This is a genomic window from Shewanella sp. UCD-FRSSP16_17 (assembly GCF_001675935.1).
GTDB classification, from domain to species: domain Bacteria; phylum Pseudomonadota; class Gammaproteobacteria; order Enterobacterales; family Shewanellaceae; genus Shewanella; species Shewanella japonica.
Genome location: NZ_LZFV01000035.1, coordinates 702087 through 727206 on the forward strand (window position 1 = coordinate 702087; position 25120 = coordinate 727206).

At 40.7% G+C, this 25120-nt stretch carries 20 protein-coding genes; 8 read left to right on the plus strand and 12 right to left on the minus strand.

Annotated elements, in window-relative coordinates; all coding sequences use genetic code 11:
- Positions 1-161: 161 nt before the first annotated feature.
- Both A9267_RS16720 and A9267_RS16725 read right to left on the minus strand, forming a co-directional pair.
- Positions 162-389: a cytochrome c3 family protein gene (locus A9267_RS16720; RefSeq protein ID WP_065109997.1), complete on the minus strand. Its 228-nt coding sequence runs from the start codon at positions 387-389 to the stop codon at positions 162-164.
- 396 nt (positions 390-785) lie between these two features.
- Complete coding sequence (locus tag A9267_RS16725) at positions 786-1427, minus strand: SOS response-associated peptidase (RefSeq protein ID WP_065109998.1); 642 nt, start codon at positions 1425-1427, stop codon at positions 786-788.
- Positions 1428-1860: 433 nt separating this feature from the next.
- On the opposite strand from A9267_RS16725, the gene A9267_RS16730 reads away from it, so the two are divergent.
- Together A9267_RS16730 and A9267_RS16735 are read left to right on the plus strand one after the other, a co-directional pair.
- A complete protein-coding gene (locus tag A9267_RS16730) occupies positions 1861-4098 on the plus strand; it encodes an acyl-CoA dehydrogenase (protein WP_065109999.1) in 2238 nt (745 codons plus the stop codon).
- Between the two features lie 239 nt (positions 4099-4337).
- Positions 4338-4913, plus strand: coding sequence for a hypothetical protein (locus A9267_RS16735; RefSeq protein ID WP_065110000.1), 576 nt, complete (start codon positions 4338-4340; stop codon positions 4911-4913).
- 88 nt (positions 4914-5001) lie between these two features.
- On the opposite strand, the gene A9267_RS16740 is transcribed toward A9267_RS16735, so the two are convergent.
- Positions 5002-5247: an NINE protein gene (locus A9267_RS16740; RefSeq protein ID WP_055025792.1), complete on the minus strand. Its 246-nt coding sequence runs from the start codon at positions 5245-5247 to the stop codon at positions 5002-5004.
- Between the two features lie 16 nt (positions 5248-5263).
- A complete protein-coding gene (locus tag A9267_RS16745; RefSeq protein WP_055025791.1) occupies positions 5264-5566 on the minus strand; it encodes an NINE protein in 303 nt (100 codons plus the stop codon).
- Positions 5567-5962: 396 nt separating this feature from the next.
- Between A9267_RS16745 and A9267_RS16750 the strand changes: the two genes are divergently transcribed.
- On the plus strand, positions 5963-7225 hold the full coding sequence (locus A9267_RS16750) for a metal-dependent hydrolase family protein (protein WP_065110071.1): 1263 nt from the start codon (positions 5963-5965) through the stop codon (positions 7223-7225).
- Positions 7226-7327: 102 nt separating this feature from the next.
- Here A9267_RS16750 and A9267_RS16755 read toward each other — a convergent pair whose 3' ends face one another.
- On the minus strand, positions 7328-8656 hold the full coding sequence (locus A9267_RS16755) for a sensor histidine kinase (protein ID WP_065110072.1): 1329 nt from the start codon (positions 8654-8656) through the stop codon (positions 7328-7330).
- A gap of 8 nt (positions 8657-8664) precedes the next feature.
- Positions 8665-9360, minus strand: coding sequence for a response regulator transcription factor (locus A9267_RS16760; protein WP_065110001.1), 696 nt, complete (start codon positions 9358-9360; stop codon positions 8665-8667).
- A gap of 127 nt (positions 9361-9487) precedes the next feature.
- On the opposite strand from A9267_RS16760, the gene A9267_RS16765 reads away from it, so the two are divergent.
- Genes A9267_RS16765 through A9267_RS16775 form a run of 3 tightly spaced genes read left to right on the plus strand, consistent with a single transcriptional unit; the run spans position 9488 to position 12585 of the window.
- Positions 9488-10681, plus strand: coding sequence for a glycosyltransferase family 2 protein (locus A9267_RS16765; protein ID WP_082972433.1), 1194 nt, complete (start codon positions 9488-9490; stop codon positions 10679-10681).
- Complete coding sequence (locus A9267_RS16770; protein WP_065110002.1) at positions 10682-12124, plus strand: ArnT family glycosyltransferase; 1443 nt, start codon at positions 10682-10684, stop codon at positions 12122-12124.
- Positions 12124-12585, plus strand: coding sequence for a GtrA family protein (locus tag A9267_RS16775; protein ID WP_082972435.1), 462 nt, complete (start codon positions 12124-12126; stop codon positions 12583-12585). The genes A9267_RS16770 and A9267_RS16775 overlap by 1 nt, the downstream gene beginning before the upstream one ends.
- 229 nt (positions 12586-12814) lie before the next feature.
- Here the strand turns inward: A9267_RS16775 and A9267_RS16780 are convergent, their stop codons facing one another.
- The 6 genes from A9267_RS16780 to A9267_RS16805 all read right to left on the minus strand — a co-directional run bounded on the left by A9267_RS16780 (position 12815) and on the right by A9267_RS16805 (position 23078).
- Positions 12815-15028, minus strand: coding sequence for a cation:dicarboxylate symporter family transporter (locus tag A9267_RS16780; RefSeq protein ID WP_065110003.1), 2214 nt, complete (start codon positions 15026-15028; stop codon positions 12815-12817).
- A gap of 103 nt (positions 15029-15131) precedes the next feature.
- Entirely contained in the window at positions 15132-16289 is a 1158-nt protein-coding gene (gene bshA, locus A9267_RS16785) for an N-acetyl-alpha-D-glucosaminyl L-malate synthase BshA (protein WP_231919189.1), read from the minus strand.
- 381 nt (positions 16290-16670) lie between these two features.
- Complete coding sequence (locus tag A9267_RS16790) at positions 16671-18839, minus strand: cation:dicarboxylate symporter family transporter (protein ID WP_055025785.1); 2169 nt, start codon at positions 18837-18839, stop codon at positions 16671-16673.
- A 317-nt stretch (positions 18840-19156) separates the two neighbouring features.
- Positions 19157-20212: a dihydroorotate oxidase gene (locus A9267_RS16795; protein ID WP_231919190.1), complete on the minus strand. Its 1056-nt coding sequence runs from the start codon at positions 20210-20212 to the stop codon at positions 19157-19159.
- 159 nt (positions 20213-20371) lie between these two features.
- Positions 20372-21103 carry an oxidative stress defense protein gene (locus A9267_RS16800; RefSeq protein ID WP_082972436.1) on the minus strand — a complete coding sequence of 244 codons (732 nt, stop codon included), beginning with the start codon at positions 21101-21103 and terminating at the stop codon, positions 20372-20374.
- Between the two features lie 319 nt (positions 21104-21422).
- Positions 21423-23078, minus strand: a complete 1656-nt coding sequence (locus tag A9267_RS16805; protein WP_065110004.1) for an amidohydrolase — start codon at positions 23076-23078, stop codon at positions 21423-21425.
- A gap of 307 nt (positions 23079-23385) precedes the next feature.
- Between A9267_RS16805 and A9267_RS16810 the strand changes: the two genes are divergently transcribed.
- Positions 23386-24243, plus strand: coding sequence for a GGDEF domain-containing protein (locus tag A9267_RS16810; protein WP_065110005.1), 858 nt, complete (start codon positions 23386-23388; stop codon positions 24241-24243).
- Between the two features lie 174 nt (positions 24244-24417).
- On the plus strand, positions 24418-24837 hold the full coding sequence (locus tag A9267_RS16815; RefSeq protein ID WP_055025782.1) for a TetR/AcrR family transcriptional regulator: 420 nt from the start codon (positions 24418-24420) through the stop codon (positions 24835-24837).
- Positions 24838-25120 lie beyond the last annotated feature (283 nt).

Sequence of the window (25120 nt, forward strand, 5' to 3'; positions counted from 1 at the left end):
CTTGATGTGCTGGTTAAGGCCAGCTTAAATTGGGGATATAAAAAAACCAGCTGAGCAATCAACTGGTTTTTATTCTCTTACAGAGATAACACTTGATTTAGTGAACGAGCAACGTCAAATCTGGTAAAAGACAGTTGCTGTAAATCAAGGTTTATACGAGATTAAAGCTCGTGACAATCAGCACATTCAGTGATTGTTAGGTCAGGAGTGTGCAAGTCTGCATCTAACTCGTGAGCGTCAGTAAAGCTGTGACAATCATTACAAGTTTCGATGTTTGCTTCCATCTCAGCATGCTCTTCAACGTTGATTTTTTCGTGACAATCTACACAATCAACAGCAAAAGCAGAACTAGCGAAAACTAGTGTAGCGATCATAGCTAAATATTTCATAGTAACTCCATCATCAGTTAAGGGGCTTTATCGCCCGTGCTAAGTGCCAAATTAGGCCTTAACAAATCGCGCATAATCAATGTACAACTATCTTAATGAAAATAAATCCGTTACTTCAAAACTAAGAACACTGAAAATTGGTTAGCACATTTTAATTTATTGTTTAAAGCAATCTAATAAAATGAAAAAAGGCTGATTTCTGTCCAGAATCTTAAGCGCTTTCTTAAATTCCAAGTACTTTACTCAGCTACCATCTTATTGATTTAACTTAATTGAAACTTAAAATGGCCTGCAAAGCCAGTATTTTGCATTTTCTAGCATACTTATTTCTCAAGGTTGTGATCTGCTTAATAAAATTCTACATTTTTTAAATGTGTTTTGAGTAATGGTTGGACTTCAAATTTGTGTTGAATCAGTGATTTTAATCCAATGTTCAGGCAATGGATTAATGAGTTCAGACAGATTGTCGGCTGGCTGAGTTAGCCAATGATTTATCTGAGTTGAGGCGATAAATAAGGGCATTCTGTGGTGATACTGAGCACACTTAGTATTGGGTTTAATCGTTAACGTTACAACTTGTTGCCGATCGGGATACATCACGCCAGCCATGAATAATGGCTTATTTCCCGCATGAGAAAAGCGGTATTTGTGCTTTTGTTGCTGACTTGAAATAGGGGGAGTATCAGCGCCGTTTGCCAGTTCTTGGTCAAGACTCAATAAATCTGTTGTCGGTTCTTGTCGCCATTCAAACCAACCACTGCAAGGAATAATGCAGCGATGCTGAGCAAATGCGCTAGAAAACGTGGGCTTTTGTGAAACGGTTTCAGCCTGAGCATTGATAATCAGTTTTTTAGACCAGTCAGGCTGTATTCCCCATCGCTGCTGGCTAGAAATGATTTTACCTTGTCGGTGACTAAGCGTCGTAATGGGATCGGTGGGACGTAAATCAAGGTTATCTTGAATCGTCAGCGGCTGCTCGAATAGATTGTCTAAGGTCGACTGCATTCCACTTAGTAACACCTCAATTCTACCGCACATTGGTTGTCTCCTTAGTCCCCATACTTTGGCACGTTATCACTGTAAGCTGCTGTTGGTTATTTTTCCAATCATTTTCGGCGATGTATGTAAGGTTTGCGTTAATCTCATCGACAGGGCTCATTGCGTGTTGTTCAAATTTAATCGCGTCATTGTGTCAATAATTCTTCCTATTTTTGACTCGCTATTTTGAAATGTCTCAGCCTAAATAGCATCGTTTTTGCTTAAAAAATGCAAAAATTCAAACGAGCGTATAAATTTTTTAATTTTTTTTCATTTCAGCGTACATGTGTAAGTCTATGAAAAGTTGGTAATTATTTTTGTTAGCTGCTTTGTTACTGTAAATAAAGGCTTTATTTTTGAATTAGAATATTTGATCTAATTTGTTTTTTGTGACGTAATGCACACTATTATTCTGGTCTGATGAGTATGAACTATGAGCATAAGAACAACATTTAAAAAAGTACTGCCGAGTATTTCAACGACTGAACAAGAAGCGTTAGATGCTGGTGACGTGTGGCTTGAAGGCTCTATCTATCAAGGTATTCCTGATTTTGCTGCATTGCGTGACATTCCTAATGCGACCCTGTCGGCGGAAGAGCAAGCTTTCTTAGATGGCCCTGTGCAAACCTTAATTGAAATGGTCGATGATTTCGATATTCAAAACGGGAAGCATTTGCCTGAAGACGTACTCACTTTCCTAAAAGAAAATAAATTCTTCTCTCTGATTATTCCAAAATCATACGGTGGACTCGAGTTTAGTCCATATGCTAACTCAACCATTGTTGCGACAATAGCGGCGAAAAGCTCAGCTGTTGCAGTAACAGTAATGGTACCTAACTCCCTAGGCCCAGGTGAGTTGTTAATGCATTACGGTTTAGATAGCCAACGTGACTTTTGGTTACCTCGTTTAGCTAACGGGCAAGAAATCCCTTGTTTTGCATTAACAAGTCCAGAAGCAGGTTCTGACGCCGGTGGTATACCAGATATAGGTACTGTCACTATGGGCGAGTACGAAGGTCAAGAAGTACTTGGCTTATCGGTAACTTGGGACAAACGTTATATTACCCTAGCGCCTATTGCGACAGTATTAGGCTTAGCATTTAAGGTTGAAGATCCTCAAGGTCTATTAGGTGGTAAAGAGCAACTTGGTATTACTTGTGCGTTGATCCCAAAGGCACATCCAGGTGTGCAATTAGGTAATCGTCACGATCCAATGGGTTGTCGTTTTTATAACGGTACGACACGTGGTGAAAATGTATTCATTCCAATGGACTTCATTATTGGCGGCCAAGACAATATTGGTCGTGGCTGGCAGATGCTTGTGAGCTGTTTAGGTGCTGGCCGTGGTATTTCGTTGCCTGCATTAGGTGTATCAGTGAGCCAATGTTCATTTAAGTCGTCTGCTGAATATGCTGCGGTACGTGAACAATTCGGTTTATCAATCGGTAAGTTTGAAGGTATTCAAGAAAAGCTTGCTGATATTGCAGGTAAAACATACTTGCAAGAAGCGATGCGAGTGCTGACAACGGAAGGCTTAGGTCTTGGATTAAAGCCATCAGTCGTCACCGCGATTGCGAAATACCATATGACTGAGTTAGGCCGTGATATTTTAGATTCAGCGATGGACATTCAAGCGGGTAAAGCGATTCAACGTGGTCCTCAAAATACGCTAGCATCTGGTTATGTTGCACAACCAATTGCGATTACGGTCGAAGGCGCTAACATCCTAACCCGTAATTTGATGATTTTTGGTCAAGGTGTGATGCGTTGTCATCCTCATTTACAAAGCATGGTTGAGTCTATTCACAGTGATGCAAGCGATGCGGATAAAACCTTTAATCGTATCTTCAGACAAACCATTGGTTACAGTGTTGGAAACAGCCTACGTGCATTTAAATTAGGTTTATTACCATTTACTGCGCCAGCTCAATCAACGCTTCCTGAGGTTGTTGGTTACGAAAAGTCGGTGCATAAGTTGGCATCAAAACTCGCTGTATATGCCGATTTCTCGTTACTTGTATTAGGCGGTAAGCTGAAACAAGCTGAAATGCTGTCAGCACGCTTAGGCGATGTGATGAGTTATTTATACGCTGCAATGGCATCAATTCGTTTTTACGAGCAAAAAGTGACAACTGATGAACGTAACGAAGCAAAGCCTTACTTTGAATACGCAACGCGTTGGGCATTATGCAAAGCGGAAGAAGCATTGTTGTCTTTCCTTGAGAATTTCCCATCGAAGCCAACACGCCAGTTTATGCGTTTAATTACCATGACTTACTCAGGCAAAATGGTCAAAGTGAACGATGATTTAGTACGTGAATTAGCTGAACAAGCGCAACTAGATACAGCTTTCAAAAAGCAGCTGACGCATCTTGTTAAACCAGTTGCTGGTGATGGTAATTATATTAATGAGCAAGCTTACCTTGCTAAAATGACCTGTTTACCATTGCTTGCCAAAGTCAAAAAAGCACTTAAACAACGTGTATTTAAAGCGGGTGTTCGTTTTTCAATTACCCTTGATAATGCATTAGACGCCAAAGTCATTAGTGCAGACGAGCATAAGTTGCTGCAAGATTACAACTTAAAACGTGAACGTGCGATCCGTGTTGACGAGTTTGATTTTGATTTAAATCTTATCTCTGATAAAGCGGATTTAAAAATCGCTAATTAATTGTTCGTTTCATTACGTTGAAATAAAAAGCCGCTAATTAGCGGCTTTTTTGTTGGCTCAAACTGTGCGCTGAATGAGTATGTGGTCGATATTTCTTTGTTTGTTTTTTAACCTGATCACAGTTTGGATATCTAGTTTCTCTATTTTAAAAACAAGCTTACAAAGTTTGATCTAGCTTACGTTCCCATTACCAATAATAAGTGATGATTAATTAAGGTATCACTGAAATGGGAGGGCGTATGGCGGCAAAACAGCTCATTAAAAGCCTGGCTATATTGTCTTTATTCCCGCAGTTTTCTTATGGTGCTGATAAGATTATTGGTGGGGTTGTCGGTTATCATTATGCAGAGTTGTCAACATTTTCAGCCTTGCCGTCTAATGTAAATGAAATCCAATTAGGTGGGATTAACTACCAGTTACGAAACGGTGTCGCCTTTGACCAAGCGAGTCGGCTATACGGCACTTACTCATTTAGTTCTGATGATTTAAGTCATCATCAAGGGGTTTTAGTTTCCTATGATTGGTTATTTCCCTTTGATAATGCCGGACTGGTTAGTTTATTTGTTGGGGCTTCTGCAGGGTTAAGTAGTCAAGAGACCCAATACACAGATAGTGAACAAAGCTATTTTGATACTCGTAGTAGCTATGTTTTTGGCGGACAAACTGGTGTTGTCTTTGAGCTGAGTGATCAGTTTACATCAGAGGTGGGTTTTAGGTATTTGATGCATAACTTTACTTCGTCAGGGGACAATGTGTCATCTCTGTCGGTAAATGATGCTGAACAAGTTTATTTGGGCATTGATTATATGTTCTAACGCGTAAAAGCGAGTTTCAATATCGTTTTGTTCATAAAAAAGCCACGTTAATTAACGTGGCTTTTGAGTCTTTACGGATAAAACAAGATTAGCTTGCTTTAATCGCACGACCTTGTGAGTCTTTAAAGTTACCAACTGCAATAATAATGAAGTCGATTAACGTCCAAATACCTAAACCGCCAAGGGTTAACAGCATCAAGATCCCAGTACCAATTTTACCTGTGTAAAAACGGTGCACACCTAGAGAGCCTAGGAAAAAACACAAAAGAAGAGTAGGTACAAAACCTTTCTCACTTAGTTCTACTGGTGTTTCAGCTGTTTGTACTTCTGACATAATTAAAATCCCTTAGTTATAATTTTTGTCCCGGATAGGTGATTAACTTACCTTGTCCGTCTCTGTAGCTTCCAACTAGAAGCATAAATGTCACTACGACTGTATGAATGACATCAATAAAAATAAGACCTGCACCGATCAGGGTGAGCGTAACGTCTTCAAACTGCAATAACGTAATGCCAACAATGGCTAGTGTTAAATCAAAAAAACCATGCAAAACTCGGCCACAATAGAAATGGTGAACTCCAAAAATCCCGAAAATTCCCGATAAAATAACTGCAGTCGCATAATTTTTGTCAGATTTGACAGATTCAGTCACTTTCAACCTCCCTGATGAAAATCTTAAATCTTTTATATAGCAAAGGCTTAGGTTAATCAAATACAAATGTTAAATTTACCTATGTAATGTGCTCGAGATCTAGCGAATTGGGTTAACTTGGTTTGCAGTTGAGTAAGGTTTGAACGATACGTTAGTGCTGGGTTAGTTTGGGGTTATGGCTTGTTGCGGAGCTTAATGGTAAATAAAAGTTGTTAAGCAAGATTGTAAAGCGCCCTTAAGTTAGGCATGTTAATAGCTTAGGACAATGAAACACATTCAGGGATTAATATGCCTCAAACAACGCGTAACGCTTCTATTTTAACGAGCCTGAAATCAACGCTTAAGGGTTATAAAAAAGCGACTAGCAAGGCAACTATTTTGCTATTGACCATAGGGATGTCTTCAGCAGCTTTTGCTGCCGACTACAAAGTGATTCATGCTGGTGAACTATTAACTGTAGCTGGTAAATCCACACTGAAAGCGCATTCGGTTGTGGTTAAAGATGGCAAAATCTCTGCCGTCGAAAAAGGCTTTATACAAATAAACGACAATGAATTAACTGCAGCTGACACGATTGAGTATGTCGATTTAAAGCAGCAATTTGTAATGGCTGGCTTGATGGATATGCATGTGCATCTTCAAGGTGAACTGGGACCCAATAATGACAGTGAATCTTTAAGGATGTCTGATGCCGACGTGGCGATGAGAAGTGCTTATTTTGCTAATAAAACCTTGATGGCTGGATTTACCACCGTACGAGATTTAGGTGCAAAACCTGAACAGATTTATGCGCTTAGAGATGCCATTAATAAAGGATGGTTAGCAGGACCTCGTATTATTGCTTCTGGTGGAGTTTCGGTGACTGGCGGCCATGGTGATGTTGATGGTAAAAGTCCTGATCTGTTGGATATGCTGACATCTAAAACCATTTGTGATGGCCCATTTGATTGTCGTCGTGCAACTCGTCGGGCAATTAAATATGGTGCAGATGTCATTAAAATAACCTCTACTGGCGGCGTTCTTTCCGATACCAATACAGGTACAGGTCAGCAGATGGCAAATGATGAATTAAAAGAAGTCATCGATGCGGCTCATGCTCTGGGAAGAAAGGTTGCCAGCCACGCTCATGCTGCAGAAGGGATTAATGCTGCTCTACGCGCTGGTGTAGACAGTATTGAACACGGCAGTTACGCTAATAAAGAATCAATTAAGCTGTTTAAGAAGTCTGGTGCATATTTGGTTCCCACTTTATTAGCTGGTGATACGGTCGTACAAATGGCTAACTCCAGCGGCAACTTTATGTCGGAAGCAATTAAAGCCAAAGCTATTCGTGTGGGTAATGACATGCAAAACAACTTCGGAAATGCTTACAAAGCGGGTGTTAATATCGCTTTTGGTACTGATAGTGGCGTATCAAAGCATGGCCAGAATGCCAAAGAAGCCATACTGATGCACCAAGCTGGCATGTCTAATCAAGATATTCTTATTTCAGCCACGATTAATGCGGCTGACCTTTTGGGAATGTCAGATGATATAGGCACGCTAGAGCCTGGTAAACAAGCAGATATTATTGCACTTAACACCAGTCCAGTAGAGCAAATAGACGCCTTACTGGATGTACCTTTTGTGATGAAGTCTGGAGTCATTCATAAACGCTAACCACCGTTGATACAGATAAACGAATGGCTAACCTTGTAATGAGAGTTAGCCATTTTTATTCTGAGCTGTTGTTTATGTTTTGGCTTAGCTTAATGGCTTAGATTAAAGGCTTAGAGCAGGTAAAGATAAGGTCGCAATGCAGCCTCTTGGGTGGTTTGATTTTAGGGTAAATTGCCAGTTATATCGATGGCATAAAGTATCAATAATCACTAAACCTAAACCGTGGCCTGACATATCGCTTTGTTGCTGACCTTTCTCAATATTAGATAAACCCTGTCCGTTATCTTCTATCACTATTTGATTGTCGAAAATGGTAATCTTAATCCAGCTCGTTTCATCGTCAGGCAAATTATCACCGCGAGCATTAATTGCGTTATTCAGCAAATTGCTAAGTAACATTTTAATCACGGCTGAATTGGGCTGCACATATGGGGTACCTTGCCAGTTAACCGTCACTTCAATGTGCTGTTTTTTAGCTAAGTTCACTGCTGTTTCAATGGTTTGGTTGAGCTCTTGTTCAGTCAATTGACGTGGTGGATTACTATTGTCAGACTTTTCCTGCTTAACAATATTCAATAAGGCGTCTACCGTATTTTGCATGTCTTGGGCTGCACGAGTGATGCGCTCTTGCTGGCGCAACTGAAAATCAGCATCGGGCTTTTTAGAAAGCAATTTAGCCGCGCCAACAACGATACTCAATGGGGTGCGTAACTCATGACTGGCATACCTGGCAAAGGCCTGTTCTTGTTTGATTAAGGTTTCATTTTGCTGACGATAACTATTTAAGCTATCGGTTAGAATACCAAACTCTTTGGCTGCACTCGTATTGACGCTAAATGTGGTTGGCAAAGGTTTTTTCGCGAGCTGTTTGCTTAAGTCATTGATGGGTTCAATTAAGCGTTTTGATAATTTAATCAGCGCATAGCCAAGTAAAATTAATAGCCCTAATGTGAATAGCAATGAGAAGGTACTAATACTTTTCCATTGGGCATTAGAAAGTTCAACATTGTCAGCTGGCATAGTCAGGTATAACTGAACGACTTCTCCATCCAGTAAAAACTCATCTCGATGCAAAAACAGCTCATGATAGTCATCATTAATTTCGCCATTAAAGCCAAGTGGATAGTTTTGGAGCTGGCCATATTTTTTCGGAATAAAATTGGTGCTGTAAAAGGCGGTAATATTAGGCGGCAATACCAAAGGTTCAGGGGTACCTGATTGAAATTGCTTTACCACATACGGGGCGCTTTCTCTGAGGTTATTTAGACTTACTTCATCCTCAACCCATTGCAGTATGAAAATCATCATGACATAAATGATCCCAGCAGCTAAAACACCAATGAATGCAAAGTAGACGCTTAGCCTACCAACAAAAGATCGCGCAGTGGTATTACTTGTGCTGGTACGACTTACTTTGGGTTGATTTAGCATAGTTGCATTCACTCGGTTAAATTCGTATCAGTAGAACCTTGGTCGAGGCGTAGACCGACTTTGGGGACTGTCACTAGCATAGGTTGACCAAACGGCTTATCGAGTTGATTACGAAGCTGATATACATGACTGCGCAAAATATCTTTTCCTGGTGGGTGTTGGCCCCAAAGCTCGTCGATAAGTTGCTCCCTTGTGACAACATTTGGTGCATTCTTAATGAGCAAATGCAGTATTTGATAGGTGGTGGGAGTGAGTGGCAATATCATACCTTGGCGTGTGACTTGGTGACGTGCCGTGTCAACTTCAAGATCGCCAAAGCGCAGCTTAGCTTGAGCCACATTTCCACGGTGGCGTTTAATCAACGCCTTGATTCGTACATCCAGCTCATCTAAATCAAAGGGTTTACCTAAGTAGTCGTCAGCACCACTGTCAAATCCGGTCATTAAATCCGCTTTATTGTCTAAGGCTGTTAGCATCAGTACTGGTGTAGAGCACCCTTGTTCTCGCAGGGCTTTACACAGAGTGAGTCCATCCATTTTAGGCAGCATTAAATCTAAAATAATAGCGTCAAAATCGTCAGCGAGAGCCAGAGATAGCCCAAGCTCACCATTCGTTGCAAAGTCAATTTCAGCATCTTGAGCTTCAAAGAAATCGCCTAAGATCCCCGCCACATCGTGGTTGTCTTCAATGATAAGTAGTTTCATTTGTTGCTCGTTGCCTTCGAAATGGAGGCTTATTATCAGTCATTTTTTGTCGAAGAAATGTCAATGACATTTCTTACACTCGCTATCATTCAAGATGTTGGCATATTTTGATTCACAGGAATAGTCCATGCGTCATCAATCCTCAGCCAGCCAGCAATCCGAAGTCTGCTTATCGATCATTATCCCAATGTTTAATGAGGCGCAAAGCCTTGATGTGTTGATGCAGCGCCTTGACGGAGTGCTCTCAACCATGCCCGAGCATTGCGAGTTAGTGTTTATTGATGATGGAAGTACCGACAACACTTGGGCGCTATTACAGCAATTACGCATGAGTCATGGCGAGCATCAATGCATTAAACTCAGCAGAAACTTTGGTAAAGAGGCTGCGCTTTCTGCGGGCCTTGCTCAAGCAAGAGGCCTTGCGGTTATTTTGCTTGATGCAGATTTGCAAGACCCACCAGAGCTTATTCCACAGATGTTAGCCACTTGGCGTGAAGGCTATGAAGTGGTGAATATGCGCCGAAAAAAACGGTTGGGCGAAACCTGGTTTAAGCGCTTTTCAGCAGGTTGTTTTTATCGATTAATGAATGTGATGTCAGACTCTCCTGTGCCTGAAAATGTTGGCGATTTTAGGTTGCTAAGTCGTCAGGTGGTTGATCATATTAATGCAATGCCAGAACGTAATCGTTTTATGAAAGGCATTTTAAGCTGGCCAGGCTTTACTCAAACTACGATTGAGTTTGATCGAGATCCTCGCAGTGTAGGGGAAACCAAATGGAATTACGGCAAGCTGATTGGTTTAGCGATGGATGGAATTACCTCGTTTAGTTTTAAGCCCCTTCGTTTAGCCACCTGGTTTGGTGTCACCATTGGTTTAAGTTCGTTGATTTATGGTGTGTGGGTGGTATTGAAAACCCTGGTATTTGGTGAAGCTGTCGCGGGATATGCATCAATGATGGTGGTGCAATTATTTTTAGCGGGAATTCAATTACTGGCGATTGGTTTAATTGGCGAGTATCTGGGACGGGTGTTTATGGAGGTGAAGCAGCGCCCAGTATTTATTGTAGAAGAGGTATATCACCAACAAAGTATTCCTAATACGGTTGTGAGTTTTAAAAAGCCGCTCACGTCAATGACCAAAGCAACGACTCATAGCAAGCAAGCGCTAAAGCGTGCTAAGTCGACATCTATAAACCATGTAAATCAATTCAGTAACGGTGATTTGCAAGTGAGTTTTCTGCAAGGGAGCCGTTTGCAACAAGCATTTTTTGTACAACCAACAAGTTACAAGCAAACCTACAACTATGGTGGAAAAGTCTAAATGAATGCTCTGCAATCACCTTCACATAAATCTAACCCATTGGGAACGAACCTATTATGGCTTTTAATGGGTGTGTTATTAGTGCGATTAGTGTCATTAGCCTTATACCCGTTAATGGATACGACAGAGGCTCGCTATGGTGAAATGGCAAGGCTTATGGCAGAAACTGGAAATTGGCTCACACCTCAATTTGATTATGGTGTTCCATTTTGGGGAAAACCGCCTTTGCAAAATTGGATGAGTGCCAGCTTTATCGAGCTGTTCGCCAATAATGAGTTCTTTTTACGTTTACCGCATTTCATTGTCGGTGTGCTGAGCCTTGCCTTGGTGGTTAAATTTGCGAAACGATTTTCAATCAATGGCTTAACCGTTGCCATCATCTATGCGACCACAACCGTTTTTTATGTGTGCTTAGGCACAGTTATGACAGATATGGGCTTATTACTCGGGTTAACGTTAGCATTTATTGGTTTTTATTTAGCTTGGCAAGGTGAGTATTTTTGGGGATACGCAGGCTTCGCGGGATTGGCCATAGGCCTAATGGCCAAGGGCCCTGTTGTGATTGCGATATTTGGCATCGGTGTTTCTTTGTGGATGCTTTGGGCTGTAGGCCCTATCAACATGTGGCGCGAGTTATGGCAAAAAGTTCCCTTGTTATCAGGCCTGACTTTGATGCTGAGCTTAGTGTTACCTTGGTACGTGATGGCCGAGCAGGCTACCCCAGGCTTTATTCAATACTTTATTGTTGGCGAGCATTGGTCAAGGTTTGTTGATAGCGGCTGGAAAGGCGATTTATACGGCACTGCCCATGATGAAGCACGTGGTACGATTTGGATGTATTTTGCCGTAGCGTGTTTACCTTGGTCATTTTTCTTGCCACGTGGCCTCTATCGTTTATATCAAAATAGCAGTGGGTCAAATACAGAGGTTAACCAGCAAAACAAAGGGTTTGATTCCTTCACTAAATTTCTGATCTGCTGGATGATATCGCCTATGGTGTTATTCACTTTAGCGGGAAACATTCTACCTGCTTATGTGTTACCCGCAGCGCCAGCATTAGCATTACTTATTGCTTATGCTTGGAAAGATGATGTGATTAAACGGTTCGTGACCATAGCAACTTCTATTCCCTTATTGCTTATGGTTGCCGTTGGGGTACTTAATACTGATGTCAGTAAAGAAAAAAGTGATAAGTGGTTGTTAAAGCAACGCTTATATGACTTGCCTGTGTATTACTGGCTACAGCAACCATTTTCGTCACGTTATTACAGTGAGGGTAAAGCGGTGGTGGTCAATGATGAAGATGAACTAATTCGTTTGCAAAATACTCCTTACTATATTGTTGTGACTCAAACTCAACTGACAAAATACGATAATTTTGCCACCTGTAAGTTAGAAGCCGAAACTAAGAAAAAAGTGCTAATGTTGTGTGGTGAAAGCTAATGCCGCACACACCGATGTTATCCCAACCAGCCCAAGCTATGCCTGTGTTTAATCGGCAAAAACTTAAAACCGTGAGCTGCTTTTTACTGGTAGGTGGTGGGAGTTTTTTAGTCGATTTAATGCTCTTTTTAAGCCTATTACACTTAGCTAAATGGCCTGTTCTATTGGCGAGGTTTGCCGGATTTAGTATCGGGTTAGGGCTAAATTGGTGGGGGCATAGGTGTGTGACATTTAGCCACCGCAAGCAGTTACAAACCCGTGCACAAATGAAATGGGTGGTTGCGGTAGCGATAGTCGCAGGAATGGCTAATTTAGTGAGTTTTAGTCTCATCAGAACTTGGTTACCCACTTCGATTAGTTTTGAGCTATTTAGTGTTGCATTTGGGGTGCTGATTGGACTGGTTGTTAATGGGTTAGGGGCTAATTATCTGACATATCGTTCACAACCCGATGGAGACTAATATGATTTATATTCAATATCGGCTTTATCTGGTTCAAGTGATCTTCAATACCGCGCTCTGGCAGTATTACGTCACTCATCGCTCGTGAGTACTGTTGCTCGTAAGTAAGGTAGCTCGTAAGTACCGATACTCGTAAGTACCGTTACTCGTGAGTATCTTGACTCTTGAATAAAATATAAAGCCTTAACTATTACAGTAAGGCTTTATGTTTAACTCGCTATTTTCCGCACTAGTCGACCCAATGTAATACATCCTTTATGACTGACCATCTTGGCTGCTTAGGCTGGGCGTTTTCTCCTAAAATCCAGTAACTATAAAGCGTGTCTACGTAACCGGATGATTGCTGAATTGCCAACCAGCTATTTAAAAAGGTGTGCAATGAGGTATTCCCTTTTGCAACAGCGTAGGATGCTGGGAAAGATTTAATTTCTTCACGGTTATATAGGGTCGTGTATTCAGGGTATAAAATGGTCCAAGTTTGGCCAGCTTCAAGGCTAATAAGCAGTCCGTCCCAGGTTTTGCCATCATCTTCAAAAAAGAGTTTGTCAGAGTCGATTGAAGTAAATTCAATGTTATCGAACTTCTCTTTTAGGTAAGGGATAATTGAATATTCTCCCACAGACGCAACTCTGATTTTATCGGCTTGATGTATAAGTTCATCAGTTTTAAATTCATCAGCACGGTAATCTTTAACAACAAAAGAATAGTGAAGATCGAGCACTGGGTTAGTGAAGTCGACTAAACCGATTCGAGTCGTGGTCATTTGTAAGCCTGAGACTGTGATATCAAACAAGCCACTGTTGATTGACTCTAAGGCATTTTCGCTTGAGTAAGGGATAAATGCGATTTGTAAATCAAGTTCAGCAGCCAGTTTTTTCATCAATTCGATATCAAACCCGACAAGTTCATGCTCGGCATTAAAAAATGAAAAGGGGACTTGAACAGGATTATATCCGACTCTTAACGTCCCGCTTTGCTTAATTTGTTCCACAGAGCGGGGGCCATTAACAACTAATTCTTCTGACCAATTAAAGGTTGTCACATCTTCAGGTACTTCTGCAGCAGAGCTCATTTGTGCTACCACTTCATCCATATTGTATTCAGTATCAACAATACTATTAAGCAGCCAGCTGGTTCCCAGTAAAGAGATGCCAAAAACAATCGGTGTCAGGGCGCTGCACATTATCAGTTTTTTCATGCTGACTTTTGCGATACCAGCCAGCATCGCTGTACCGCCAATCGCTAAAATAAAGATATTCATTGCAGCGAGTAATGAGGTAAAACGGCTAGTGAATAAACTCGACACCATATACAGCTGGAATAAATCCGAAGACAGCTCTAGCGAATCCAATAGCATAGGAATGGTTAAATACACGCTGCCAAATAAACTGATTAAGCCATTAACAGACATCGGAAAATAACTAATAAAATCGAGCTCTTTGCCTGAAAACCAAGCGGCAAATAACACAAAAACGATGGTTAACAGCTTGCCCAAATTAGGAAAGCTAAATACCACAGGAATAATAATATTGGCGTAATCATCGGTTTGCGCATTACCAATCTTGTATTTATGGAATAGCTCCTTGGTGCGTTGAATAAGCAATGGCAAGATTATAAAAATATTACCGGCTGCAAATGCTGTAATCATGGCATCTTTCGCGATACCAGTAATGTCACGATAGGAGAATGGTGTGATCACCATAATGATGGCGGGTAAAACCCAGTATGTGAGTAATATTGTCATCACCACATGAGCGATAAAATAAACCTGTAATTTTTGAAACTCATCAAAATCCATCGTGCCAGCTGTCGCCGCTGTCATGGCAAAAATACCAATTGGCATCAGCATGACAATACTTTGTGTGACCTTATTAAAGGAGGCGCCAAGTAACTGCAATGGGCGCATTAATGACTCTTTATCATCAATGGATATCAGCGCAATCCCCGTGGCAACACAAAAAAGTACAATTGCAGGAATATAACTATTAGACAGTGAGAAAAACGGGTTAGAAGGGATATATAAATCCAAAAGGTTGACCGAATTAGGATCTTGTAATGCCGTTAAACTAAAGAATTCACCCGCTTGCCATTCAGGGAAGGTGTACTTGATCAAGTACATACTTAACAGACCGAAAAGCCATATCACTAACATCAATTTACCGACTTTTACACCTAATGACTTGGCTTGTTCTAAGGTTAAACTGCCTAAACTAGAGATTAACGATACGATAATGTAAGGAATGATGGTCATCTGTAATAACTTGATAAACGCATCGCCGATGACCGACATCCACGCCAGCATTTCACCGAAAAACAATCCTGCAATAATACCGCCTGCAAATGACAGTAATACCCAACTCGACATACTGATTTTTTTATCTTTCTTAACTGGTGCGGATTGATTTTGCTGTTCGGTGTCCGTTTGCGTGCTGGCATTAGCCATATGATTCCCTTTTACTTATTGTTTTTGTCGACTTTCATGGACGTTGCTGACATGACTCAACATGCCAGCATTACTGCTATAGCAATAACAAGCGTTAAATCGCTTAACTTGCGACAGCTGAGCGGCTAAATCTAGCTAAGGTCTGGCGGTAACAGTCAACGTATTGTTTGATTTTATTGTCGCAATTAAAGTGCGTTATGGCTCGCTCACGCCCAGCTTGACCGAGTCGTTGCTGTATTGAACTATCCGAGAGAATATGGCTAATTGCAGCTGCCATACTAGTTGAATTTTCAGGAGGAAATGAGTAACCCGTTACGCCTTCATCAACGACTTCGGGAATACCATCAACATTACTGCTAACCGTCGGAACCGCACACGACATGGCTTCTAAAATCACCATGCAGAATGATTCCCTAAAGCTAGGTTGGATAAGGCAGTCAGCATTGGCAATATAACATTCAACCTTATTAACTGAACCGGTAAAAGTGACACGGTCGAGTATGTTTAATTGCTGGCATTGCTGTTTAATCTTTCCAATATCAGGGCCATCGCCCACTAATACTAACCTTACAGGCTCACTGCAGGTTAGTTGGCTAAAGGCATCGACGACTGTTGAGGTGTTTTTAAGGGGTCTAAAATTGGAGACATGCATTAAGATTTTTTCGTCATCTTGAGCTAACGTCGCTCTTAACGTTTCATCTTGAAGTGCTGGGGTGAAATCGTCTGCATCAATAAAGTTATGCACTACGTTAATCGGTTGCTGAATATCGAACTCTTGCAGCATGTATTGACGCTGAAATTCAGAAACTGTCGTTAATAAGGCACTTTGATTCATGCTAAATGTATTTAAGCGCTTAATCGCATCGTCTTGGCCAACTATCGTGACATCCGTGCCATGAATTGTAGTGACAATTGGGAAGGGATAACGAGCAATATTACTGGCTAAATGGGCGCAAAGTGAGTGTGGAATGGCATAGTGAGCATGCACAATATCTAACTGGTATTCTTCCGCAACTTCAACAATTTTTGCCGTTAACGAATAGGTGTGTAGCGGGCCTTCAAATAAGGGATAGTTCACTTCATCTACGCAATGAAAGACAACATTCTCTATGTCTTCAGATAATTTAAACGGACGCTTGTGTGCAATGATATGCACTTCATGGCCAAATTTTGCCAAGCCTAATCCCAATTGGGTGGCAACCAAGCCTGAACCGCCAATACTGGGGTGACAGACAATACCTATACGTAACTTATTCATCATTCTTCACTAGTATCCTTACTAATTGGAGCGCTAAATATCAACGAGGTGTTTAACAAAATGCTACAGTTATTTTTAGGTTAACTTTACAAGGTTTGCAATATTTTTAATCGTTTTCAATTTATTGATTGTCACCTGATAGAAGGCAATAAATTCACAATTTATTGCAATCACCATAGCGTTATACTGTAGTCGGTGAATATGACAGTTTTAGGTAGGCTTAATTGCCGTAAACCTAGTGACAAAATGAAGTGAATATAAACATAAAGCTTAACAAGCAGATTTGTTAGGCTTTATGTTTTTTGGGATTGAGGCATATTATTCAAACTAAATAATACTCAAACTAAATAGTGTTAAATCATCAGCTTTGAGGGACTAAACGGGTTAATCAACCCAATGCAGTACATCACGAATGATTGACCATCGAGGCTGCGGTGTCGTGGCGCCTTTACCTAGCATCCAGTAATCATAAAACTCCTGTTGGTGACCATCGACTTTGCGAAGCTTTTGCCAGTTATTGATGTAATTCAATAATGATTGATTTGTCTGAGCAACAGCATAAGCAACTGGGTATCGATTTTTACCTTCTAAAATAGCGATACCGTAGCCTGGGAAGAACAATGTCCAAGCCGACCCCGCTTCAGCACTAATGACCACCGCATCATACTTATCGCCTTTCTGTCTAAAGAAGTCTTTGTAGCCATCAATTTTTACAAAGGTTAAGTGCGGTAACACCCGCTTTGCTTCTTTAATTTTGTCATCATGTTCGACGTAAGCAATGGTGGTATTTTCCATTTCTAAAATCGATTGATTAGTTTTAAAGCTATTAACTCTATGGTCTTTGGTGGCAATCGCAACGTTTAGCTCAAGTACTGGATCGCTATAGCTCAAGCTGTCCATTTGCTTAATATCCATTGCGAGTCCCGACATAGCAACATCAAAAAAGCCTGCATCTAGCGAGGCAGATAAGGTCTTTTTACGAAAAGGAATAAACTCTACTTCGACATTTAAATCTTCAGCCAACTTTGTTGCCATAGCAGAGTCAAAGCCGACTAATTGGCCTGCGTTATTGTAATAACTGAATGGCACATTGCTTGGAATGTAACCAACTCGAAGTACGCCACGCTTAATAATGTCTTGTACGCCAGCGATAGGTTGTGAAGGGGTTTTGCCGACTTCAGGAAACTGTCGTTTAACTTTTGTAGGAACCTTATCAGCCACTTGCATATTGGCAATCACGCCGCTGGTAATTTCAGGACTATGAATAAATAAGCCCATGCCGACTCGACATATCAATATCGTCACGACAGTGCTAATCAATAAACCCGCGGACATTTTAATTAATTGAGGGGGACGCAGTTTAAGACTACCCTGGAATAAGCAAACGGTGAGCAAGGTTAAGGCAAATAGATTCATTACCGCAGCGATTGAGTTAAATTTACCGGTTATAAACCCAGACATCACAAACAGTTGAAATAGATCTGAAGGTAAATGAACCAACTCAAGCATAAACGGAATCGCCACATAAACACTGCCAAATAAAGACAATAAGCCACTGATAGATAATGACGGCATTGCACTCACTTCAACAGGCGTTCCGTTAAACCAGCCTGCAAAATAAACAAATAAAATGACGGTCAGTTTGCCAATATTGGGGAAGGTGAAGGCGATGGGTACGAGGATTTCAATCAGAGTTAACCCATCTTCGCTTAGGTTATTATGCTCACGCATGATTTGCTTACATTCTTCAATGATCACAGGGATCACAATAAAGATGTTACCTGTGGCAAATGCTGTGACTAAGCTGGCTTTTGTTATACGCACTGTTTGGGCGTAAGTAATAGGCGTTAATGAGCACACAATCCAAGGTAAAATGACAAACGTGAGCAATAAACACAGTACAAAATAACTGATTAAGTACACCTGCATACTGGCAAATTCATCAACCCCCATCGTGCCTGCTGCTGCCGCTGACATAGCAAAAATACCAATAGGTAAAACTTTGACTAAACCTTGAGTAATACGAGAAAAGGTTTCTGTAATGGTATGCATGAATGACAACACTTGGGTCTTGTTGTCGCCTTCCATACCGATAAGCGCCAGCCCCATTGCAATACTGAACACCACCATTGCTGGTACATAGCCTGCAGCCATTGATTCGAATGGGTTTGAAGGAATATAGAGTTTGAAGTAGTTAATTGGCTCGACAGGTTCAACAATACTGGTACTAAAAAAGGAGGCCGATTCAATAAAGGGAAATGACAGTGGCATTAAAGCAGTAAGCACGATGCCGACGAGCCAAAGCAGCAGCATAATTAAGCCTGCTCGACTAAAAATAAGAATGGCGGTGCTTTTTTGGAGCTTACCTATACCGCCGATAAGTGAGACAACAATGTAAGGTAAGACGGTCATTTGCATTAACAAAATAACGCCATTGCCAATGGTGCTTAACCAGCCAACAGATTCACCAAAGAAAATCCCTACAGCAAAACCCACAAACATAGCGACCAGCATTTGGGTAGAACTGGTCATCGCAAGTAATTTTTTAAACACAATTAATATCCATTTATTCGATTATGCCTGCGGCGATTGAGTGCTATGACTCTGTATGATCTTTCAGCCACTTTTGATGAGGTTGCTAAAAGTTTGCTAACCATTAATTGTTAAGTGGTGAAACTGTTAATTTTTATCAATATTAACAGTGTTATTATCGAATAGTCAGGTTTTATGGAATAAATTTATCGTGAATTGAAAGTTAGCAATTGCTAATTAAAAGGTGGGTTGATTGGGGGATATGTTAACAAGCAATAGCCAGAACAAAAGCGAACTGGCTATTGCAAAAAATGCACGTTTAAGTCTAATACGACCAACTAAAGCGGTTTTAATTTTCCTTTCGCATCTGCAATGCATTGGTAGTTTTTTGACTTCATAAACTCAGCAAGCTCTGTTTCAATTCGTTTAAAACAGGCCTCGCCTTCTTTTTCAAAACAAGTGGCTATTTGCACCGCATCAGCACCAGCTAGTAAGTATTCAAACGCATCAACCCCCGTTTTTATGCCGCCTACGCCAATGATTTGCACATTGTCATCAAGCAGTTCACGAAAAGCTCTCACATTTGCAAGACCAACAGGTTTGATATAGTCACCGCATAAGCCGCCGAATCCGCCTTTAGGTTTGATTATTGGCTGCTCTGTATAAGGATCAATGATTAAAGTATTACCGATTGAGTTAATGCAGGTAATAAATTTAACGGGGTATTTTTTAATAACATTTGCGGCGGCGACAAAGTGGGACATATCAAAATAGGGAGCTAACTTAATCCCTATAGGCTTATTTCCTAATGCGGTAATCGCTGCTAATGCCTTATCTGTTTGTTCAAAGTCATAGGCAACTTGTGCTTTACCCGGGATATTAGGGCAAGAAAAGTTCACTTCAATTAAATCAACATCACTTTGCTGAAATGCCGTCACCATTTCGATGTTATCTTCAACACTAAAACCCGATACGCTTACAATCACAGGTTTTCCTAAGGCTTTCAGTGCTGGGATCATTTCTAGATAAGCTTTATAGCCTAAGTTTGGTAAACCCATTGACTGAATTGAGCCAAGTGGCAAGTCTTGGTAACGAGGCTCTGGGTTGCCCTCTCTAGGGGCGATGGTACAAGATTTGGTGACCACAGCCGATGAATGAGATTGCGCTATGGTGTGTAATTCTTCCCAAGTGGTGCATTTAGGGCCAGAGGCATTCATCAAATAACTTTCTAGCTTAACGCCTGCAACGTGAGTGGATAAATCGATTTTCATTAATGCGTCCTCTTGACTAAATGAGTATGGATAAACATGACGACCGATTTGAGGAAATAACTGTAGGCTGCATTGTTGCGGTGTAGGGCGCATCTGGCTAGCTGTGAAATTAATCTCCGACAAATTGCGCCATAGTTTATGGAGCAAAACAATGGGGATATTGATTAGAAACAAGAAAACAGCAAAATAATGGTTAAATTGTCAATAGTGTTAAGCTGAGCAGACAAAAAGCGATCATGCTTAAGATGATCGCTGTTTAATATCACAGTGAACTGGCTAGTATTATTTTAAGCGATAAACCACTTCCACACGTTCTTGCACATTAACCTCCCCATATTGATAGCTTTCCATTGTGTCACTTTGCACAGCAGACATTCGCATCATTACAGGTTGTACAGGGTGCTGGGTTAAGTAACGGATCTCCCAAACACCATCTAGCTTACGGTCAAAACCCTGTGCCAAGGATTGGGCTTTTTGTTTAGCATCGTTAATTGCAGCTTGTCTCGCTTGTTCAATTGCTTTGGTTTCATCCGATGATTTAAGGGCAATATTTTGTACACGGTTTATGCCTTCTTCTAGTGCAGAGTCGAGAATGTCGTTGAGCTGGTTAAGCTTCATTACTGTCACTGTTAACTGACGGCTTGCATGATATCCGGTTAACTCTCTAGGCTGCTTTGAAGGATAATGATATTGCGGCTGGATCTGTAAATTAGCGCTTTGTATATCATCGGTGCTTACGCCAGCTTCTTTTAAGCGAGCAATAAATTTCACCACGGCTTCATCAACTGCCGACTTTGCCTCTTTCGCTGTTGTTTTAGTAAGGCTCACTTGTACAGAGATTTCAGCCATGTCTGGCGCAACCTGAACTTGGCTTATGCCGACAGTTTCAAGGTGAGGGAAATCATAATTTGCTGCTATAGCTGATTGGCTGCCGATACCAAATAATAAGGCGGCACATAATGCTGAGCCAAGAACTTGAGAATTGAATAAAGATTTTTTAACGGAATAAGTCATGGTGTTCTCCAACAATAAAACAGAAAAATCAATCGGTGTTATTGCTATAAACGAGAACAAATTTGAAAAGGGTTATTTTATTTTTCTTATTTTCTGTTACTTAATCTTCCTTGTTTAATGCACTTGTCAAAAGCACTTGTCAAAAGCACTTGTCAAAAGCACATATTTAATACGGCGCTAGTTAACATTCCTGATGGTTAACCAAACACTGACTACGAAGATTTTATGGGCTTACTAAAAAAGCCCTTCAATGCTTAAACCAGCTGAAGGGCTCTTCTTAGTATGTGTAATCTTAGTATGTGTAATCTTGATTGATTAATTAATGAACTCGCTTGCCATTGACCCAAGTTTCGTTAACCGTGACTTTCCACATATTTTCATATGTGGTGGTAAAAATATCATCCTCAATCAAAATAAAGTCAGCCTTCATTCCAGGGCGTAGCTCACCAATCATTGATTCTTGATGCGCCGCATAGGCTGCATTAGAAGTAAAACTGGCTAAGGCTTCTGTTAGGTTCATTTTTTCCTTTCGATACCATCCATTAAACGGCTGGTTTTGATGATCTTGTCTGGTGACCGATGCATGTAAACCATAAAATGGGTTTGGTGACTCAATAGGAAAGTCAGAACCTGCTGCAATAATCGCACCCGAAGTCATCAACTTTCGCCAAGCATAAGCACCTTGAATACGGGTGTTACCAATTCTATCTACAGCCATGTTTTTGTCGCTGGTGGCGTGGGTTGCTTGCATCGATGCAATCACATTAAGTTCTGCAAATCGAGGAATATCACTTAGCTGCAGTACCTGAGCATGCTCAATGCGGTGACGTAAATGACGTGACTGAGTTGTTGCTATGAGACGCTGGTATTCATTTAATACAATGTGATTAGCAAGATCGCCAATGGCATGAGTATTGACCTGAAACCCTGATTTCATTGCCATTTCGATGGTGTCGATTAAGGCGTCATTAGAATACAGCAGTAACCCTTTATGACCTTTTAAGTCGCTGTAATCTTCAATTAACGCTGCACCTCGGCTACCTAATGCGCCATCGGCTGAAATTTTAACACTATTGATTTGCAGCTTATCTGAACCAGCAGCGATGGGGCCAGCCGTCATTAACTGAGCAAAATTCGGATCTTCGGCATCAATCATCGCATTCACGCGGATAGGTAACTTATTAAAGTTTTCTAGTGTTTGGTATGCCTTGATTGTGTCGGAGCCAACGCCTGCATCATGCACGCTAGTTAACCCCATTGCAGCTAACGAATTAAGTGCCGTAAGTAATACAGTTTGTTGCTCATCAACTGACAAGCTTGGAATATTGTTGGTGATTAAGCTCATGGCATTATCAACAAACACCCCTGTAGGGCGTCCGTCACTGTGGCGTAAAATCTCTCCCCCTTCAGGGTTTATTGTCTTGGCATCTACCCCAGCAATTTGCATGGCTGCCGAGTTGGCCCATCCAGCATGTCCATCGACTCGTACAAGCCATACTGGTGTGTCAGGAAAGGCTTTATCTAACGATGCTGCAGTAGGGAAGGTGTTACTTGACCATAAGACTTGATTCCAGCCTCTGCCTTGAATCCACTGCATATTGCTGTGTTGTTGACGAAATGCTTTGACCATATTCACCGCATCAGTTTCTGATTGGCTAGTACGAAGTTGGGCACGCATTAAACTTAATCCATAGCTCAATACATGCCCATGCGCATCAATTAAACCAGGTAGTAGTGTTTGGCCTTTACCGTCTATTCGAACAATATTAGCTTGGGTGCTGTAAGGTAAAATGTCATGTTCGGTATACACTTCTTCAATGGTGTCGCCGTTAAATTGTAGCGCTTTAAATTGAACAAGTTGTCCATCTTTAATGGTATAGCCGTGGATATTACTTATTAACTGACTTTGTGCAAACAGCGAAAAGCTGCAAAAGCACAAACAAGTAATAACAATCTTTTTGCTGATATTAATCATGTTATTAATCGATCCGTGTTCTTATTATTTATTGTTTGATACTCAAAATGGGTATTAGGTAAATCAACATCTTCCTGATTGATGTTGACATAATGTTAACTGCTTTTTAGGTGAAACACGAATTGGCTGATTTAAAGGCGAAAAAGTCGCTGACAGCCGCAAGTTAATGGATAACTGCTACACTAAATATGGAGGATTAATGGCACCTTTTTTCGATTTTTCCACTTTACTGTCTGGCACTTAGCTTTGTATTCTGTCAAAACGGCTAAGCATAAAACAAACAGCACTGATACCCACAGGAGTCCACATGGATTTTTTTGCACTTACAATGGTATTACTTGGGCTTGTTGGTCTAGCACTGTCTTTACGACCCGCTTACGACATCTGTGCTTACTCGCAATTTAGTAGTAAAGGTTGGTTGGCTTTACTGATGATGATTGTGCTGTTTGTGATTGGTTATTTCAGTTATTTATCTTTATTGCTGCAACATCAAGACCGCGTTAATTTTATTGAAGTGATTGTGGCAGGTATTTTTTTAGCTGGTGGATGGTTTGTGTTTTTAGTGACCAACTTAAGCAAGCAGACTATTGAGAATTTGGATGACATTTTGCAGCAAAAAGCCCATCAAGCGAGCCATGATATATTAACTGGGCTCCCTAATCGGCAGCAGTTTTATCAGCAACTCGATAGTGCCATTGCACGAAAGCCAGACTCGTTTTATTGCATGATGTTAGATATTGATAACTTCAAAATGATCAATAACACGTTTGGCCATGTCGAAGGTGATAAAGTGCTACAAGTGTTGGCAGACAGGATAAACCAAACCGTCCCTAGTGATGGCGTTATAGCCCGCATTGGTGGCGACCAATTTGCCCTTATCGTACCTGATGTTGAAGCACGAAATATCACTGTCGTTGCTAAAGAAATAGAGCAAGCACTATTGGTCGATATTCCTTGTTCAGGTCATATGATAGTGGTTGGCGTCAGTATCGGTATTTCAAAATACCCTGACAATGCTCAAGATAGAAAAACGCTCATGAAAACCGCAGATAATGCGATGTATCATGCTAAAGAACATGACATTGCCCATCATTATTATCAGGCCGATTTACAATCCTCTCAATATGTGAGTTTTGCTGCAGATCCCCATGGCCGTCGCTTTTAGTTTTTGTTATGTATGTGACAAAAATAGCTAATCGTATATCATGCCGTAACCTATTTAAATTAACGCTTTTATTGCCCTCACATTGTATTTTTTTGAGTGACTGCGTACATTTGCTATACAAGTGTTAACTCAGCTGTTATACAATGTGGCCAAAATTAATGATATGGGGGTATCATGACAACAGAACAACGTTTATTAAATGCAGCAAAAGACCTTATTCAAGAACATGGATTAATCAATTTTTCTATGTCTGATGTGCCTAGAGCATGTGGGTTATCTCGCGCATGTTGTTATCAAAATTTTAGAGATAAAAATGAAATCCTTGCAGCGCTTTGTATCGAAGAAGTTCAAGCCAATATTAAAGCGATTCAAGAGCAACGATTTTCTGATTTAATTGGCACATTTAGTATGGTGCTTCGCCCGCTTATTTTTAATCATTTAAAAGACAAAGATCGCTTAGCATTAGATCACGTTTTTGCAGAGCTGCTCGCGCTTATCCATGGGCTCCCAGAAAAAAATGAATTCCTCTTTTTAAAGCGTGGTTTCGAGTTCATTGAATTAGAAAGAACTCAAATTAAAGCCAATATCGCTTAAACTTTCATTTTATCAATTGATTCATGACGTTAATGTTGTAAAGGACTTTTAGGTTTTTACAACATTAACTGTTTGCCTATTTTCTACTCCCACGTTAGCCAAGCTTTAATACATTAGCCCTATATAGCCTTAGACTTGCTTTGCTCATCGGTTAAGGTGTCATTATGTTCATATTTGATGACAACTCTTAATGAGTTAAGTGTATTAAAAATAACCTAATAACCATCTAATGAGTGACAAAGGTCATCATGTTAATTTAAAGTAACGGCTCAAGGAGTCAGAA

Coding starts and splice junctions, on each gene's coding strand:
- A9267_RS16805 (WP_065110004.1), bottom strand. CDS start 23,078: ATGATTAATATCAGCAAAAAGATTGTTATTACTTGTTTGTGCTTTTGC.
- A9267_RS16760 (WP_065110001.1), bottom strand. CDS start 9,360: ATGAAACTACTTATCATTGAAGACAACCACGATGTGGCGGGGATCTTA.
- A9267_RS16730 (WP_065109999.1), top strand. CDS start 1,861: ATGAGCATAAGAACAACATTTAAAAAAGTACTGCCGAGTATTTCAACG.
- A9267_RS16815 (WP_055025782.1), top strand. CDS start 24,418: ATGACAACAGAACAACGTTTATTAAATGCAGCAAAAGACCTTATTCAA.
- A9267_RS16750 (WP_065110071.1), top strand. CDS start 5,963: ATGTCTTCAGCAGCTTTTGCTGCCGACTACAAAGTGATTCATGCTGGT.
- A9267_RS16775 (WP_082972435.1), top strand. CDS start 12,124: ATGCCGCACACACCGATGTTATCCCAACCAGCCCAAGCTATGCCTGTG.
- A9267_RS16740 (WP_055025792.1), bottom strand. CDS start 5,247: ATGTCAGAAGTACAAACAGCTGAAACACCAGTAGAACTAAGTGAGAAA.
- A9267_RS16780 (WP_065110003.1), bottom strand. CDS start 15,028: ATGGCTAATGCCAGCACGCAAACGGACACCGAACAGCAAAATCAATCC.
- bshA (WP_231919189.1), bottom strand. CDS start 16,289: ATGATGAATAAGTTACGTATAGGTATTGTCTGTCACCCCAGTATTGGC.
- A9267_RS16770 (WP_065110002.1), top strand. CDS start 10,682: ATGAATGCTCTGCAATCACCTTCACATAAATCTAACCCATTGGGAACG.
- A9267_RS16810 (WP_065110005.1), top strand. CDS start 23,386: ATGGATTTTTTTGCACTTACAATGGTATTACTTGGGCTTGTTGGTCTA.
- A9267_RS16755 (WP_065110072.1), bottom strand. CDS start 8,656: ATGCTAAATCAACCCAAAGTAAGTCGTACCAGCACAAGTAATACCACT.
- A9267_RS16765 (WP_082972433.1), top strand. CDS start 9,488: ATGCGTCATCAATCCTCAGCCAGCCAGCAATCCGAAGTCTGCTTATCG.
- A9267_RS16735 (WP_065110000.1), top strand. CDS start 4,338: ATGGCGGCAAAACAGCTCATTAAAAGCCTGGCTATATTGTCTTTATTC.
- A9267_RS16800 (WP_082972436.1), bottom strand. CDS start 21,103: ATGACTTATTCCGTTAAAAAATCTTTATTCAATTCTCAAGTTCTTGGC.
- A9267_RS16725 (WP_065109998.1), bottom strand. CDS start 1,427: ATGTGCGGTAGAATTGAGGTGTTACTAAGTGGAATGCAGTCGACCTTA.
- A9267_RS16720 (WP_065109997.1), bottom strand. CDS start 389: ATGAAATATTTAGCTATGATCGCTACACTAGTTTTCGCTAGTTCTGCT.